The organism is Ramlibacter sp. PS4R-6, assembly GCF_037572775.1.
Lineage (GTDB): Bacteria > Pseudomonadota > Gammaproteobacteria > Burkholderiales > Burkholderiaceae_C > Ramlibacter.
This window is the reverse complement of sequence record NZ_JBBHKA010000001.1, coordinates 282,130-297,251: the sequence shown is the minus strand read 5'-3', so window position 1 is coordinate 297,251 and position 15,122 is coordinate 282,130. Positions and strand designations below refer to the sequence as shown.

14 protein-coding genes are annotated in these 15,122 nt (G+C 69.3%); 9 read left to right on the top strand and 5 right to left on the bottom strand.

Annotated features, from left to right (window positions below; all coding sequences use genetic code 11):
- The first annotated feature begins 36 nt into the window (after positions 1-36).
- Genes WG903_RS01455 through ppc form a run of 3 tightly spaced genes read left to right on the top strand, consistent with a single transcriptional unit; the run spans position 37 to position 4,389 of the window.
- Positions 37-1,182: an ABC transporter substrate-binding protein gene (locus tag WG903_RS01455; protein WP_340072408.1), complete on the top strand. Its 1,146-nt coding sequence runs from the start codon at positions 37-39 to the stop codon at positions 1,180-1,182.
- A 53-nt stretch (positions 1,183-1,235) separates the two neighbouring features.
- Positions 1,236-1,589, top strand: coding sequence for a hypothetical protein (locus WG903_RS01450; protein WP_340072406.1), 354 nt, complete (start codon positions 1,236-1,238; stop codon positions 1,587-1,589).
- Positions 1,570-4,389, top strand: a complete 2,820-nt coding sequence (ppc, locus tag WG903_RS01445) for a phosphoenolpyruvate carboxylase (RefSeq protein WP_340072405.1) — start codon at positions 1,570-1,572, stop codon at positions 4,387-4,389. Before WG903_RS01450 ends, ppc begins: the two co-directional genes overlap by 20 nt.
- A gap of 7 nt (positions 4,390-4,396) precedes the next feature.
- Here ppc and WG903_RS01440 read toward each other — a convergent pair whose 3' ends face one another.
- Complete coding sequence (locus WG903_RS01440; protein WP_340072404.1) at positions 4,397-4,783, bottom strand: VOC family protein; 387 nt, start codon at positions 4,781-4,783, stop codon at positions 4,397-4,399.
- Positions 4,784-4,879: 96 nt separating this feature from the next.
- Here WG903_RS01440 and WG903_RS01435 point away from each other — a divergent pair, with 96 nt between their 5' ends.
- The 4 genes from WG903_RS01435 to WG903_RS01420 all read left to right on the top strand — a co-directional run bounded on the left by WG903_RS01435 (position 4,880) and on the right by WG903_RS01420 (position 7,969).
- The gene (locus WG903_RS01435; protein ID WP_340072403.1) at positions 4,880-5,329 is read left to right on the top strand and encodes a MarR family winged helix-turn-helix transcriptional regulator; all 450 of its coding nucleotides are present in this window, start codon (positions 4,880-4,882) and stop codon (positions 5,327-5,329) included.
- A 45-nt stretch (positions 5,330-5,374) separates the two neighbouring features.
- Positions 5,375-5,794, top strand: a complete 420-nt coding sequence (locus tag WG903_RS01430) for an organic hydroperoxide resistance protein (RefSeq protein ID WP_340072402.1) — start codon at positions 5,375-5,377, stop codon at positions 5,792-5,794.
- A 75-nt stretch (positions 5,795-5,869) separates the two neighbouring features.
- Positions 5,870-6,958 carry a DUF2855 family protein gene (locus tag WG903_RS01425; RefSeq protein ID WP_340072401.1) on the top strand — a complete coding sequence of 363 codons (1,089 nt, stop codon included), beginning with the start codon at positions 5,870-5,872 and terminating at the stop codon, positions 6,956-6,958.
- Between the two features lie 12 nt (positions 6,959-6,970).
- On the top strand, positions 6,971-7,969 hold the full coding sequence (locus tag WG903_RS01420) for a serine/threonine protein kinase (RefSeq protein ID WP_340072400.1): 999 nt from the start codon (positions 6,971-6,973) through the stop codon (positions 7,967-7,969).
- Positions 7,970-7,975: 6 nt separating this feature from the next.
- Here the strand turns inward: WG903_RS01420 and WG903_RS01415 are convergent, their stop codons facing one another.
- The 4 genes from WG903_RS01415 to WG903_RS01400 form a co-directional block, all read right to left on the bottom strand.
- Complete coding sequence (locus WG903_RS01415; RefSeq protein WP_340072399.1) at positions 7,976-10,582, bottom strand: SwmB domain-containing protein; 2,607 nt, start codon at positions 10,580-10,582, stop codon at positions 7,976-7,978.
- A gap of 133 nt (positions 10,583-10,715) precedes the next feature.
- Positions 10,716-11,771: a cobalamin B12-binding domain-containing protein gene (locus WG903_RS01410; RefSeq protein WP_340072398.1), complete on the bottom strand. Its 1,056-nt coding sequence runs from the start codon at positions 11,769-11,771 to the stop codon at positions 10,716-10,718.
- Positions 11,758-12,081 (bottom strand): antibiotic biosynthesis monooxygenase family protein, encoded by a 324-nt coding sequence (locus tag WG903_RS01405; protein WP_340072397.1) that lies wholly within the window; start codon positions 12,079-12,081, stop codon positions 11,758-11,760. Before WG903_RS01405 ends, WG903_RS01410 begins: the two co-directional genes overlap by 14 nt.
- 98 nt (positions 12,082-12,179) lie before the next feature.
- Positions 12,180-13,055 carry a fumarylacetoacetate hydrolase family protein gene (locus WG903_RS01400; RefSeq protein ID WP_340072396.1) on the bottom strand — a complete coding sequence of 292 codons (876 nt, stop codon included), beginning with the start codon at positions 13,053-13,055 and terminating at the stop codon, positions 12,180-12,182.
- A 68-nt stretch (positions 13,056-13,123) separates the two neighbouring features.
- Between WG903_RS01400 and WG903_RS01395 the strand changes: the two genes are divergently transcribed.
- Positions 13,124-14,089 carry a tripartite tricarboxylate transporter substrate binding protein gene (locus WG903_RS01395; protein ID WP_445263621.1) on the top strand — a complete coding sequence of 322 codons (966 nt, stop codon included), beginning with the start codon at positions 13,124-13,126 and terminating at the stop codon, positions 14,087-14,089.
- Positions 14,090-14,182: 93 nt separating this feature from the next.
- A complete protein-coding gene (locus WG903_RS01390; RefSeq protein WP_340072394.1) occupies positions 14,183-15,121 on the top strand; it encodes a tripartite tricarboxylate transporter substrate binding protein in 939 nt (312 codons plus the stop codon).
- The last annotated feature ends 1 nt before the right edge of the window (position 15,122 follow it).

The following is a 15,122-nucleotide window of genomic DNA, read 5'->3' as shown; positions in this document are numbered from 1 at the left end:
TCGACGGGCCGCCGAACCATCCGAGAGGAGACAAGCATGTTGAACCGAAGAAAGGCCCTCGCACTGGCCTGTGCGTCCGGCCTGTCGTTCCCCACCCTGGCTTTGGCGGCCGCGAAGAAAGCGGCCGGCGACGGCGTCCTGCGCCTGGGCCAATCCACGTCGCTCAGCGGCGCGAACGGCGCCGTCGGCCGCCAGTTCCGCGACGCGGCGCTGGGCTGGTTCGAGGGCGTCAACGCCGAGGGCGGCGTCAACGGCATGAAGATGGAGCTGGTCACGCTGGACGACGGCGGCGTCGTCGAACGCGCGATGACCAACACCAAGCTGCTCACGGCGAGCCACGGCGCCATCGGCTTCTTCGGCTTCGCGGGGCCGGGCGCCAACCGCGAAGGCATGCAGGCCGCGCTGGCCGAAGGCGTGCCGTTCATCGCGCCCGTGAGCGGCATGGACGTGCTGCGCCAGAAGACCAACGCCAACGTGTACCTGCTGCGCGCCGGGCACAGGGACGAGATCCGGCAGATCATCCGCCACACCAGCTCGATCGGCATCGACCGCGTCGCGCTGCTGTTCGAGTACGAATCGGCCGGCTGGGAGATCCGGGATTCGTTCGCGCAGGCCGCCGAGGCGAACAAGCTCGCGAGCGCCCAGTTCTCCAGCGTGTCGCGCGGCAGCGCCGACGTGAGCGCGGCCGTGCCGGTGCTGGTGGCCTCCAAGCCGCAGGCCATCGTGCTGGCCGCCAACACCGCCGCGAGCGCCGCGTTCGTGAAGGCCGCGCGCAAAGCGGGATACGGCGGCAGCTTCTACACGGTGTCCACCGTCGGCGGCCAGTCGCTGGTCGACCAGCTCGGCTCGCAGGCCGTCGGCATCTCGGTGGCGCAGGTCGTGCCCTTCCCGTGGAGCGGCGGCACGGCGATCTCGCGGGAGTTCATCGCGTTCGCCGCCGCGCGGAACATCACGCCCGACTTCGCGAGCATGGAAGGCTACGTGGCGGCGCGCTGGCTCACCGAGTCGCTCAAGCGCGCGAAGACGAAGGAGGCGACGCCCGCAGCGCTGGCCACCGCCATCGAGCAGATGCCGCCGATGAACCTGGGCGGCTTCCCGCTCGCATTCAGCGCCGAGACGCGCAGCGCCTCGTCGTTCGTGGAGTTGACGGTCGTCTCGAGCTCGCTGAAATTCCTGAAGTGAGTCGAGCCATTCCCACCGCGTCCAGGGAGCAATGAATCGCCGGGGAAGTCGCCATGGCCACACAGCAACACAACGCAGGGTCCCACCGGGACAACTCGACCCTGTACCGCATCACCCCCAACGGCAAGGCGGTTGCCGCCTGGGAGCAGCACGACAGCCGCACGCGGCACCTCACGGACCTGCTGCACCTGCTGCAGTCGTGCGCGCACGGCATGGCGGAGGCGCAGATGCGCCAGTTCATGCCCGCGGAGTCGCTCATGCGCGCCATCGCCAGCCTGGTCGCGCTGGGCCTGATCGAGCCGCATGAGGCCCAACAGGCGCGCCAGGCGCAAGCCGGGTGGGGGACGGAAAAAGTGATCGCGCCGGGCGCGGGGATGGTCATGCGCAATGGCGTTCGACGACTCTGAGCGCACGGCCGGCCAGGCCGTGCGCGTGCCGCGGACGCGGTCGGCCGACGAGCGCCCGCTGGTGGAAGACATCCGCCTGCTGGGCCGCATCCTGGGCGACGTGATCCGCGAGCAGGAGGGCGTGGAGGCGTACGAGCTGATCGAACGGGTGCGCAAGCTCTCGGTCGCCTTTCGCCGCGATGCGGACCACGAGGCCGACCGGGCACTGAAGGCGCTGCTCAAGTCGCTGTCGAGCGAGCAGACGGTCAGCGTGATCCGTGCGTTCACCTACTTCTCGCACCTGGCCAACCTGGCGGAGGACCGCCACCACATCCGCCGCCGCTCGATCCACGAGCGCGCGGGCGACCAGCAGGAAGGCAGCATCGAGGTGGCGCTGGCGCGCCTGCGCTGGGCCGGCATCGGCGCGAAACCCGTGTCGCAGTTGCTCGCCAGGAGCTACCTTTCGCCGGTGCTCACGGCCCACCCGACCGAGGTGCAGCGCAAGAGCATCCTCGATGCGGAGCGCGACATTGCGCACCTGCTCACGATGCGCGACGAGATCAAGGCGCGGGCCATTCCCAAGGATGCGCTGGCGCCGCGCGAGCTCGCGGCCAACGAAGCGCACATGCGCGCGCGGGTGCTGCAGCTGTGGCAGACGCGCTTGCTGCGCTTCACCAAGCTCACGGTGGCCGACGAAATCGAGAACGCGCTGTCGTATTACGAGGCGACGTTCCTGCGCGAAATCCCGAAGCTCTACGCGCATCTCGAACGAGAACTCGGCTCGCAGCCCGTGGCTTCCTTCCTGCGCATGGGCCAGTGGATCGGGGGCGACCGCGACGGCAACCCGAACGTGACGGCGCAGACGCTGGAGTACGCCTTGCGCCGCCAAGCGGAGGTGGCGCTTCGGCATTTCCTCACCGAAGTGCACTTCCTCGGGCAGGAGCTGTCGCAATCGGCGCTGCTGGTGGCCGTGTCGCCGGACATGCGGGCGCTGGCCGACCGCTCGCCCGACCTGAACGAACACCGGCTGGACGAGCCCTACCGGCGGGCGCTCACGGGCATGTACTCGCGCCTGGCCGCGACGCTCAAGGACCTGACGGGCGGCGATGCGGCGCGCCACGCCGTGCCGCCGCAGGATCCGTACACGGGCCCGGCCGAATTCCTGGCGGACCTGCGCACCATCGAGGCCTCGCTCCTCGCGAACCATGGGGGGCCGTTGGTGCAGCAGCGCTTGCATCCGCTCATTCGCGCCGTCGAGGTCTTCGGCTTCCACTTGGCGACCGTCGACCTGCGCCAGAGCTCCGACCAGCATGAGTTGGTGGTTGCTGAATTGCTGTCGGTGGCCCGCATCGAGGCGAACTACGCCAAGCTCGATGAAACCGCCCGGCGCGAGCTGCTGGTGCGCCTGCTGTGCGACGCGCGCCCCTTGCGCGTGATGGGCGCAGCCTACAGCGAGCTGGCCAAGAAGGAGCTGGCCATCTTCGAGATGGCCCTGGCGATGCGCTCGCGCCTGGGCGCGCAGGCGATCCGCCACTACATCATCAGCCACACCGAGGACGTCTCGGACCTGCTCGAAGTCCTCTTGCTGCAAAAGGAAGCGGGCCTGATGCGCGGCACGCTCGATGACGACGCGCAGGCGCAGCTGATCGTCGTGCCCCTGTTCGAAACCATCGAGGACCTGCGAAACGCCGCGCGCATCATGCGCGAGTTCTACCGGCTGCCGGGCGTGGCTCGCCTGGTGCAGCGCTCGGGCGCCGAGCAGGACATCATGCTGGGCTACAGCGACTCCAACAAGGACGGGGGCATCTTCACCAGCAACTGGGAGCTGTACCGCGCGGGCACCGCCTTGGTCAACCTGTTCGAGCAACTGGCCAACAGCCACAACATCCAGCTGCGCATGTTCCACGGCCGCGGTGGCACCGTGGGCCGAGGCGGCGGCCCCAGCTACCAGGCCATCCTCGCGCAGCCGCCCGGCACCGTGCGCGGGCAGATCCGCCTCACGGAGCAGGGCGAGGTGATCGGCTCCAAGTACGCCAATCCGGAGATCGGCCGCCGAAACCTGGAGACGCTGGTCGCCGCCACGCTCGAAGCGAGTCTCTTGCAACCGAGCAAGCCGGCACCGAAGGAATTCATCGCCGCGGCCGAAGCGCTCTCGCAAGCGAGCATGAAGGCCTACCGGGCCCTGGTGTACGAAACCCCCGGCTTCACGGATTACTTCTTCGGCTCGACTCCCATCCGCGAGATCGCCGAGCTGAACATCGGCTCGCGCCCGGCCTCGCGCAAGTCCAGCCACAGGATCGAGGACCTGCGCGCCATCCCCTGGAGCTTCAGCTGGGGCCAGTGCCGCCTGACGCTGCCGGGCTGGTACGGGTTCGGTTCGGCCGTGGAGTCCTTCCTCGCCCAGGACAAGCGCAACCAACTGGCCTTGCTGCAGCGCATGTACCGCAACTGGCCGTTCCTCAAGGCGCTGCTGTCCAACATCGACATGGTGCTGGCCAAGAGCGACCTCGCCCTGGCCTCGCGCTACGCCGAGCTCGTGGGCGATGCGAAGCTGAGAAAGCGCATCTTCGCCACCATCGAGGCGGAGTGGCACCGCACGGTGGAAGCGCTCAACGCCATCACCGGCGAGAGGCAACGCCTGGCGGGCAACGCCGCGCTGGCGCGCTCCATCCGCCACCGTTTCCCCTACATCGACCCGCTACACCACCTGCAGGTGGAATTGGTGCGCCGCCACAGGGAAGGCGAATTGGACGAGCGGGCGCGGCGAGGGATGCACATCTCCATCAACGGCATCGCGGCGGGCTTGCGCAACACCGGCTGAGGGCGCGCTACGCCCCCGGCAGGTCCTCGTGCAGGCAGAGGTAGTTGCCCTCGGTGTCCTTGAACCACGCGGCTTTCTCGGCGCCGAGCACGCAGACGTGGTTCACCGTCTTCAGCCCCGGGAAGTCGTAGTCCTCGAACGTCACGCCCGCGCGCTTGAGCTGCTCGATGCTGGCGGCGATGTCCGCGACCTGGAAGCTGATGGCCGTGTGGTCGGCCTTGGTGCCTTCCGGCTTGGGGAACAGCGCCAGCGTGGTGCCGCCCACCTTGTAGACGAACTTGCCGTCGGGCTTGAGCCCGGCCGGCTTCAGGCCGAGGCGCCCCTCGTAGAAGGCGCGCGCACGGTCGAGGTCCCTGACCGGCAGCATGGTGGTGACGGAGGCTTCGGACAACATGGGGTGGTCCTTTCTCGGACGGGCCAGTTTATGCCCCTGCGCGCCATCGGGCCAATTCAAGTTGCACGCAATTTAATTTTGTGCCATAATTCAGCCATGCCAGCGAAACACCCCACCGCCGACGAGATGCTGCACCTGGACAACCAGGTCTGCTTCGCGCTCTATTCCGCCTCGCTGGCGATGACCAAGCTCTACAAGCCGCTGCTGGAAGAGGTGGGCCTGACCTACCCCCAGTACCTCGCCATGCTCGTGCTGTGGGAAAAGGACGGCCTCATGGTGTCCGAGATCGGCGAGCGCCTGTCGCTGGATTCGGGCACGCTCACGCCGCTGCTCAAGCGCCTCGAGGCCGCCGGCCTGGTGGCGCGCGTGCGCGACGTGCAGGACGAGCGCCGTGTGCACATCACGCTCACCGCAGCGGGCCGCCGCCTGAAGCAACGCGCCCAGAAGATCCCGGGCTGCATCCTCGAAGCCTCCCAGTGTTCCCTGCCGGAAGTCGTCCGCCTCACGCGCGAGCTGCGCGGGTTGCGCGAGAGACTCGCGGCCTGACCCTCTTTCTCCCCCAACCTCCCTCCCTCCAAAAGGAAAAGCACCATGAACAAGCTCGACAAAGTCCTGTACACCGGCCGCGCCCACACCACCGGCGGCCGCGACGGCCAGTCGCGTTCCGACGACGGCAAGCTCGAAGTGAAGCTGTCGCCCCCCGGCCAGGGCACGGGCACCAACCCCGAGCAGATGTTCGCCGCCGGCTATTCCGCCTGCTACATCGGCGCGATGAAGGCCGTCGCCGGCAAGATGAAGCTGCAGCTGCCGCAGGACCTCGCGGTGGACGCCGAAGTGGACCTGGGCCCGATCAAGGAAGGCGCCGCCTACGGCATCGCCGCCCGCCTGAACGTGTCGCTGCCCGGCATGGACCGCGCGCAAGCGCAACAGCTCGTGGACGCCGCGCACCAGGTGTGCCCGTACTCCAACGCCACGCGCGGCAACATCGACGTGCAGATCAACCTGGTCTAAGGCGTCAAGCGATCCCTGTCGCCAAGGCGGCCCGCCGGTGTTGAGCCGGCGGGCCGTTTCGTTTAGCGTCGCGCCATGCCCCAGACCTTGTTGCTCGTGAAGCAGGACCGGCTCGCCGAATCGAAACTCATCACGCGCGAAGACCCGCGGCTGGGGCCGAACGAGGTGCGCGTGCGCATCGACTCCTTCGCGCTCACCGCCAACAACATCACCTACGCGGCCTACGGCGACTCGATGAGCTACTGGCGCTTCTTTCCCTCGGGCGAGGAGGGCTGGGGCGTGGTCCCGGTGTGGGGCTTCGGCACGGTCGTGCAGTCCACCCATCCCGGCGTCGCGGCAGGCGAACGCCTGTACGGCTACTGGCCGATGGCCGACTCGGCGGTGCTGCAGCCGGTCGGCCTCACGCCTTCGCGCTTCAACGATGGCGCGGCGCACCGCGCCGAACTGCCGGGCGTCTACAACCAGTACGTGCGAACGGCGGGCGACAGCTCCTTCACGCCGGGAAGCGAGGACATCCAGTCGCTGCTGCGGCCGCTTTTCACCACGTCCTTTTTGATCGACGACTTCCTGGCCGACAGCGCCTTCTTTGGCGCGGACACGGTGATGCTCTCCAGTGCGTCGAGCAAGACGGCGTACGGCACGGCCTTCCTGCTCGCGCAGCGCGAGGGCGTGCAGGTCGTGGGCCTGACATCGGCATCGAACAAGGCCTTCTGCGAAAGCCTGGGGTGTTACTCGCGCGTCGTCACGTATGACGACTTCGCTGCCATCGCCGCGGACACGGCGGGCGTGTACGTCGACTTCGCCGGCGACGCGCCGTTCCGCCGCAAGCTGCACGCACACCTGCCGCAGCTCAAGTACAGCTGCGCCGTCGGCGGCACGCACATCGATTCGCTCGGCGGCGCGAAGGACCTCACCGGGCCCAAGCCCGTCTTCTTCTTCGCGCCGGCGCACGGCAAGAAGCGCTTCGCCGACTGGGGACCGCAGGAATACCAGCGGCGCTTCGGCCGGGCGTGGACGAGCTTCCTCGCGCGCGTGCAGGACAGCCGCGCACCGTGGCTCAGCGTGCACCGCCACCGCGGGCCGCACGCCGCCCAGTCGGCGTACGAACAGATGTTCGCGGGCCGTGCGGACCCGCGCGAAGGCCAGATCCTCTCGCTCGCCTAGGCACAATGCGGCATGGCCGCAGCCGACAACAGGCATCCCTACGAAGCACTCACGCCCGACGTGGTGCAGGACGCGCTCGCCGGCATCGGCCTGTACGGCGACGGCCGCCTGCTCGCGCTGAGCTCGTACGAGAACCGCGTGTACCAGGTGTGGCTCGAGGAGCCGCACGAGGGCGCGGACGTGGTGGTCGCCAAGTTCTACCGCCCCGGCCGCTGGAGCGACGCGCAGATCCTGGAAGAGCACGCGTTCGCGGCCGAGCTCGCCGAGGGCGAGGTTCCGATGGTCGCGCCGCTCGTCATCGAAGGCCGCACGCTGCACCACTTCGGCGGCTTCGCCTTCAGCGTGAGCCCGAGGCGCGGCGGGCGCCCACCCGAGCTCGACGATGGCGAGGTGCTGGAATGGATAGGCCGCTTCCTCGCGCGCATCCACATTGTCGGCGCGCGAAGCGCCTTCGCGACGCGCCCGGCGCTCGACCTGCAGTCCTTCGGCGCCGAATCGCGCGACTGGCTCATCGAGCACCACGCGATCCCGCTCGACGTGCAAGGCCCCTGGCTCGCACGTTGCAACGAGGCGCTGGCGATCATCGCGGATTCGCCCTTGGCCGCTGCGCGCGCGATCCGCGCCCACGGCGACTGCCATCCCGGCAACATCCTGTGGGTGCCCGGGAAGGGCCCGCACTTCGTTGACCTCGACGATGCGCGCATGGCGCCGGCGGTGCAGGACGTGTGGATGCTGCTGTCGGGCGAACGCGCGCAGAAGCAGAAGCAGCTGGGCGCGCTCGTCGACGGCTACGAGCAGCTGCGCGAGTTCGACCGCGAGGAGCTGGCGCTGGTGGAGCCCCTGCGCACGCTGCGGCTCATCCATTACAGCGCGTGGCTGGCGCGCCGCTGGCAGGACCCGATCTTCCCGATCAACTTCCCGTGGTTCGGCACGCGCGACTACTGGCAGGGCCAGGTCGAGATGCTCGAGGAGCAGGTCGAGCAGCTGCGCGAGCGGCCGCTCGTGGCCTGACGTCGGCTAGAACCCGTCGAAGAAGAAACCCGGCGCGACACCGATCAGCCCGCCGAAATCCGGCGCGAACGCCGTGACGTTGGTGACCGCGGTGGCGGTCAGGTCGGCGGCGTCGTTGCCGCTCGCGTCCTGGATCGCGTTCACGTCGTTGCCCGCCGTCGGGTCGGTGTAGGCCACCGTCACAGTCTGGCCATTGGTCACCGCGGTGGCCAGCGTCAGCGTCACGGTCTTGGCGTTGGCATCGACGGCGACGGTGTTCACCGTGTCGGACACGGCATTGACCAGCACGGCGAACGCGCCGGCAGCCGGGATGTTGGTCGCATCCAGCAGGTTGAGCTCGGTGTACGTCAGCACCAAGCTGTTGCCGTTGACCTGGGCGCTGGCGAACACCGGCGCCGTGGTGTCCGGCACCGGCGTGTTGTTGGTGACCGCCGTGGCGGCGAGCGTGGCCGCGTCGTTGCCCGCCGCGTCCTGGATGGCGTTGACGTCGTTGCCGCCCGTCGGGTCGGTGTAGGCGACGGTGACCGCCTGGCCATTGGTCACGGCGCTCGCGAGCGTCAGCGTCACCGTCTTCGCGCCGGCGTTGACGGAGACCGTGTCCACCGTGCGCGCGACGCCGCCCACCTTCACCGCGAACGCACCGGCGGCCGGCGCGTGGCCCGCGTCGAGCGTGGTCAGCTCGGTGTACGTCATGACCAGCGTCGCGCCGTTCACCGTGGCGCTGGCGAACACCGGCGCGGTCGTGTCGGGCGTGTTGTTGGTGACGGCGGTGGCGCCCAGCGTCGCCGCGTCGTTGCCGCTGTCGTCCTGGATGGCGCTGGCGTCGTTGCCGCCCGTCGGGTCGGTGTAGGCGACCGTCACCGCCTGGCCGTTGGTGACGGCGCTGGCGAGCGTGAGCGTGACGGTCTTGGAGGTGGCGTTCACGGCGACGGCGTTCACCGTCCGCGCGACCCCTGCGACCTTGACCGCGAACGCGGTGGTCGCCGGCTTGTTCACCGCATCGAGTTCGTGCAGCTCGGTGTAGGTCATCACCAGGGTCGAGCCGTTCACGGTGGCACTGGCGAAGACCGGGGCGGTCGTGTCCGGCGTGGCGTTGGTGACCGAAGTGGTGGCCAGCGTCGCGGCGTCGTTGCCGAAGGCGTCCTGGATTGCGTTGGCGTCGTCGGCGGTGGTCGGATCGGTGTAGGCCACGGTCACGGCCTGGTTGTTCGCCACCGGCGACGCCAGCGTGAGCGTCACGGTGCCCTCGGCGGAATCGACGGTGACGGTGCTCACGCCGCGCGTGACACCGGCGACCTTCACGACGAACGCGCCCGGCGCCGGCGGATTGAAGGGGTCGACCGAGAACGGGTCGGTGTAGGTCATCACCAGCGACGAGCCGTTCACCGTCGCGCCGGCGAAGATCGGCCCCGTGGTGTCGACCCCCCCGTTCAGCACCGCCGTGGTCGTGAGGCTGGCGGCATCGTTGCCCGCGGCGTCCTGGATGGCGTTGGCATCGTTGCTGGTCGTCGGGTCCGCGTAGGCGACGGTCACTGCCTGCCCGCTGGTGACTGCGGTTTCGAGCGTCAGCGTCACGGTCTTCGCGGCGGCGTCGACGGCAACGGCCGAGACGGTGCGCGTCGTGCCGGCGACCTTCACCGTGAAAGCGCCGACGGCGGGCACGTGGGTGGCGTCGAGAGCGTTCGCGTCGCTGTAGGTCAGCACGAGGCTCGCGCCGGTGACGCTCGCGCTCGAGAACACCGGCGCCGTGAAGTCGGCGTCGACCGGGGTGTTGTTGGTCACGGCGGTGGCGGCGAGCGAGGCCGCATCGGTGCCGCCGGCGTCCTGGATGGCGCTGGCGTCGTTGCCGCTCGTCGGGTCCGTGTACGCGACCGTGACGGTCTGGCCGTTCGTCACCGGGCTGGCCAGCGTGAGCGTCACGGTCTTCGCGGCGGCGTCGACGGCGACGGACGACACCGCGCGCGCCGTCCCGTTGACGACGACGGCGAAGGCGCCCACCGCGGGCACGTGCGTGGCGTCGAGCGCGCTGCCGTCGGCATACGCCATGACGAGCGTGCCGCCGTTGACCGTGGCGCCGCTGAAGACCGGCGCGTTCACGCCGGCGGTGTCGATCGCGTGGATCACCGCGGTGGCCGTCGCGGGGTCGGACGTCACGGGCAGCAGGATCGCAGTGGCGCCGTCGACACCGCCGCCGGCTTCGGCGTAATGCTGCGCGACCGACACGCGGTTGTTGAACAGGAGCTGGCTGGTCAGGCCCGCTGGGTCCGAACCGTCGTAGGTCGCGACGTTCGCGATCATTCGCACGATGACGGAACCGGGCGTGGCGCCGGCCTCGTTCATGGCGGCCGTCCAGAAGGCGAGGCCCTCGGCATCGGCGGTGCGCCCGAGCACATTGAGGTAGAACGCCGCGACCACTTGCTGGTTGGTCGCGCCCGCCGGGTAGTACGCGCGAGCCGGGGCCGTCGCGTACATCATGTCCGCCACGTGGGTCAGCGTGTCGCCGTTGCCGACCAGCTGCGTCCAGAAGCCAAGGCCGTCGGCGTCGGGCGCGCGGCCGAAGAGGGCCGTATAGAGCTGGGAAACCTGCGTGCGTGTTTCGACGGTGATGGCCATCGCCCCTCCTGCGTTTGTAAAGACTGACTTCGGCTCTCCGAGCCCCTGCTCAGCAGTATAGGGAAATCTGCCTATTCATCTCCGGTTGTTACATTGGCCGCGGTTCGTAAATTCACCGCGCGGTAGCGGGCGTTCAAGCCCTGGCGAGCAGCTGGTGCGCGCACTGGGCGGCCTGCGCCGCGTCTTCGGCGTAGCCGTCCGCGCCGACGTCGCGCCACAGGCCCTCGCACCACGCGAACGCGTGGCCGCCCACCATCACCTTCACATCGCGCGTCGCCGGCTGCGCGCGCAAGGCGGCGATCAACTTCGCGACGTCGTGGAGGTATGGCGCGTAGCTGCACGAGATCGCCAGCAGGTCCGCGTCCAGTTCTTCCGCCATGTGCAGCAAGTCTCGCGTGGGGGTGCTGGCGCCCAGCCACAGCGTGCGCCAGCCGGTCAGGTCCAGGAAGTCGGCCACCATGCGCGAGCCGAGCGAGTGCTGTTCGCCCGACACGCAGGCGACGATCGCGGTGCGGCCCGCGCGCACCGCATGCACGGAGGCGCTGAGCTCGCCGGCCACCGTGAGCGTGACGCCGGTGCAGTAGTGCTCCTGCGCGACGCTGATGCGCGCGGCCTGCCACAGGAGGCCAACTTCATGCATGGCCGGCGCGAGCACCTGCAGGTACAGCTCGCCGATGCCCACGCCGCGGCGCAGCTCGTCGACCACGAGGCGCCGCGCGCCCTCGGCATCGAGCGCCAGCATGAGCGCCAGGTAGTCGCGCGCGCGCTGCGGGATGCGGCCGAGCGCGGCGTCCACCGACGCGGGATGGCGCGGCAGGCGAGCGATGGCTTCGCCCACGCAGTCCACCGCCAGTGCGGCGGCACCGGCGGGCAAGGACGCGATCAGCGCTTCCACCATGCGTTCGAGGTGGTGCTTCAGGTCCTCGGGCGTCACGCGCCGGTGCGCGAGCAAGGCCTTCACCCACCCGATGTAGCCGTCGAAGAGCGCCGGCCGCGCAAGCTCCAGGGCCTGCGCGAGGAAGGCGAAGTGGTAGCTCGCGTCTTCGAGCGACTTCGCGCGGCCATGCGGGCCGAAGCGTGCGGCGAGATCCGGGCGCGCCGCGAACTCGCGCTGCACCAGCGCTTCGGCCAGCGGCGCGGCGTGGTCGCGGATCGCCCGCGCGGCCAGTGCGCCCTCAGGAGCAGACATGTTCGAAGCGCAGCAACTCGGTGCGGCCCGGCACGAGCTTGAGCCCGCGCGGGATGCCGCGGTGCGAGTCGCGGTACAGGTGCGAGTGGTGCCAGTTCTCGAAGCTGGCGCGGTCGGTCCAGAACGTGAGCAGCCAGATTTCCTCGGGCTGCTCCAGGGGGCTCAGCACCTCCATGCGCACAAAGCCCGGAGCGCCGTCGACGAGGTGCGGGCGTTGGCGGAACGCCTCCTTCACCTCGCGCTGCATGCCATTGGCGATGGTGAAGCGGCTCAGGGCCGAAAAGCCCGCTGCGTCCTCGTTGCTCCTCATCCGCCGATCTTGCCAGAGGGCATGCGAACCACCCACACCGTGCCGTTGGCCGCAACGCCCGTGCGGTTAAAGCGAAAGGCCACCCGCGGTTGCGCGGCTCAACGCACGGGGTTCTCGATCGCGCCGATGCCGTCGATCTCGACGCGCACGGTGTCGCCGGCCTTCAGGTACTTGGGCGGCTTGAAGCCGATGCCCACGCCCACCGGCGTTCCCGTCGCGATGATGTCCCCGGGGTACAGCGTGATGCCTGCCGACAGCGTCTCGATGAGCGTCGGGATGTCGAAGATCAGGTCGCGCGTGTTCGCGTCCTGGCGCAGCTCGCCGCTCACCCAGCAGCGCACGCGCGTGTTCGCCGCGTCGAACTCGTCGGCGCTGACGAGCCACGGGCCCATGGGGCAGAAGGTGTCGAAGGACTTGCCCATGTCCCACTGCTGGTGGCGCGACTGCCAGTCGCGCGACGTGACGTCGTTGACGATGGTGTAGCCCCACACGTGCTTCATCGCGTCGGCCTTCGCGATGCCCTTGCCGCCGCGGCCGATCACCACGGCCAGCTCGGCCTCGTAGTCGATCGCGGTCGACACGGCCTGCGGGATCACGATGTCGTCGTTCGGCCCGACCACGCACTCGGGGACCTTGGTAAAGATGATGGGGTGCTGCGGGATGTCGCCGCCCGACTTGGCGCTGGAGTCGAAGCCGCTGCCCGCGAACTCCTTCGCGTGCGCGTGGTAGTTCTTGCCGACGCAGAAGAGGTTGCGGCGCGGCCGCGGCAGCGGCGCGACGAGCTTGACCGCGCCCAGCGCGACGGGTGCACCCGTCGCGGGCACCTTGTCCGACTGCGCGAGTTGCTCGACCACACGCAGCGCGCCGAAGGCATGGTCCTCGTCGGGCATCTGCAGCGGCAGGATGCTCTGCAGGTCGGGCGAGACGATGCCTGCGCGGACACGTCCGGCGTCGAGGTAGGCGGCGATCTTCATGGGGAAAACTCTCTGGGCGTGAGCCCTTCAATGTAGCATGCTAACGACACATGAGGACCTCATCCATGATGCTTCGCCGCACCCTTTTGGCCGCCGCGCTGGCGGCGCTCGCCGCCCCCGTTTTTGCGCAGGGCACCTACCCCACCAAGCCGATCACCATGATCGTGCCCTTCCCGCCCGGCGGCGTGGCCGACACGGTTGCGCGGCCGGTCGCCGAGGCGATGTCGCGCGAGCTCGGGCAGACGGTGGTCATCGAAAACCGCGCGGGCGCGGGCGGCGGCATCGGCATGGCGTTCGTGTCGAAGGCGCCGGCCGACGGGTACACCGTGCTGCTCGCGCTGTCGTCGTTCACGGTGATCCCGGAGGCCGACGTGGTGCTCGGCCGCCAGCAGATGTACGCGCTCAATTCGCTGCGCCCCATCGCGCGCTTCACCGCCGACCCGACGGTGCTGGCCGTGCGCGCCGACGCGCCGTGGAAGACCGCGAAGGAGTTCGTCGACGACGCGCGCGCCCATCCCGGCACGATCAACTACGGCTCCTCCGGCAACTACGGCACCATGCACGTGCCCATGGAAATGCTCGCGCAGGTCACCGGCGTCAAGCTCACGCACGTGCCGTACCAGGGCGCGGCCCCGGCGGTGGTCGCGCTGCTCGGCGGCCAGATCCAGGCGCTGTCCACCGGCCCGGCATCGGTGCTGCAGCACGTGAAGGCCGGCAAGGTGCGTGTGCTGGCGCACTGGGGCACGACGAAGCTCGAGACGCTGCCCGACGTGCCGTCGCTCAAGTCGGCGGGCTACAACGCCGAGTACGCGCAGTGGTCGGGCCTGTTCGTGCCCGCCGCCACGCCCGAGCCCGTCGCGCAGCGCCTGCGCGCGGCGGCGCGCGCCGCGGCCAACGACCCGAAGGTGAAGGAAACCATCCTCACCGCCGGCAGCCCCATCCTCTACATGGATTCGCCGGACTTCGAGAAGTACGTGCAGCAGGATGCGGCGAAGATGGCGGACGTGGTGAAGAAGATCGGCAAGGTGGAGTGACGAGCGGAGCGTGTGACTCCATCCCGGCGCAGGCCGGGATCCAGTGAAGGAGAGCGGGCGATGAAGCGTGTTCGGACACTTCTCTTGTTGGCCATGGCGGCATTCGCGTGCCACGCCACGACCGCGTGGGCCCAGGCCTACCCCAACCGCCCCGTCAAGATCATCGTCCCCTTCGCCGCCGGCGGCCCCGCCGACAACTACGCGCGCTTCCTCGCGCTGCGCCTGCAGGATGCGCTGGGCCAGGCCTTCGTCGTCGACGACAAGCCGGGCGGCGGCTCGGTCATCGGCACCGACCTCGTGGCGAAGGCGCCGGCCGACGGCTACACGCTGCTGCTGATGTCGAACACGCACACCGTGAACGAGACGCTGCTGGCGACGAAACCCTTTGTCCTCACGCGCGACTTCGTCGGCATCGCGCCCATCAACTACTCGGACCTCGTGCTGGTCGCGCACCCGTCGGTGAAGGCGAACAACGTGCGCGAACTGCTGGCCGTCGCCAAGGCTGCGCCGGGCAGGATCAACTACGCATCGTCGGGCCCGGGCACGCCGTACCACATGGCCGGCGAGCTGTTCAAGAGCATGGCCGGCGTGTACCTGGTGCACATCCCTTACCGTGGCAGCTCGGGCGCGCGCACCGACGTCATGGGCGGGCAGGTCGACCTGATGTTCGATGCGGTGACGACGATGGCCGAGGTCGTGAAATCCGGCAAGGTGAAGGCGCTGGCCACCACCGGCCTGCAGCGCTCCAGCGTGCTGCCCGACGTGCCGACGGTGCACGAGGCGGGCGTGCCCAATTACGAAGCGACGATCTGGCTCGGCCTGATGGCGCCCAAGGGCACGCCGCGCGAGGTCGTGGAGAAACTGAACCAGGCCGTCTCGAAGATCACCGCGCAGGCCGACGTGAAGCAGCAGTGGGGCCGCCAGGGTGCCACGCCGATGGTGATGACGCCCGCGCAGTTCGAGAAGTACATCGACGACGACATCGCGAAGTGGGCGCGCGTGATCAAGTCCGCCAACATCAAGGCCGACTGAC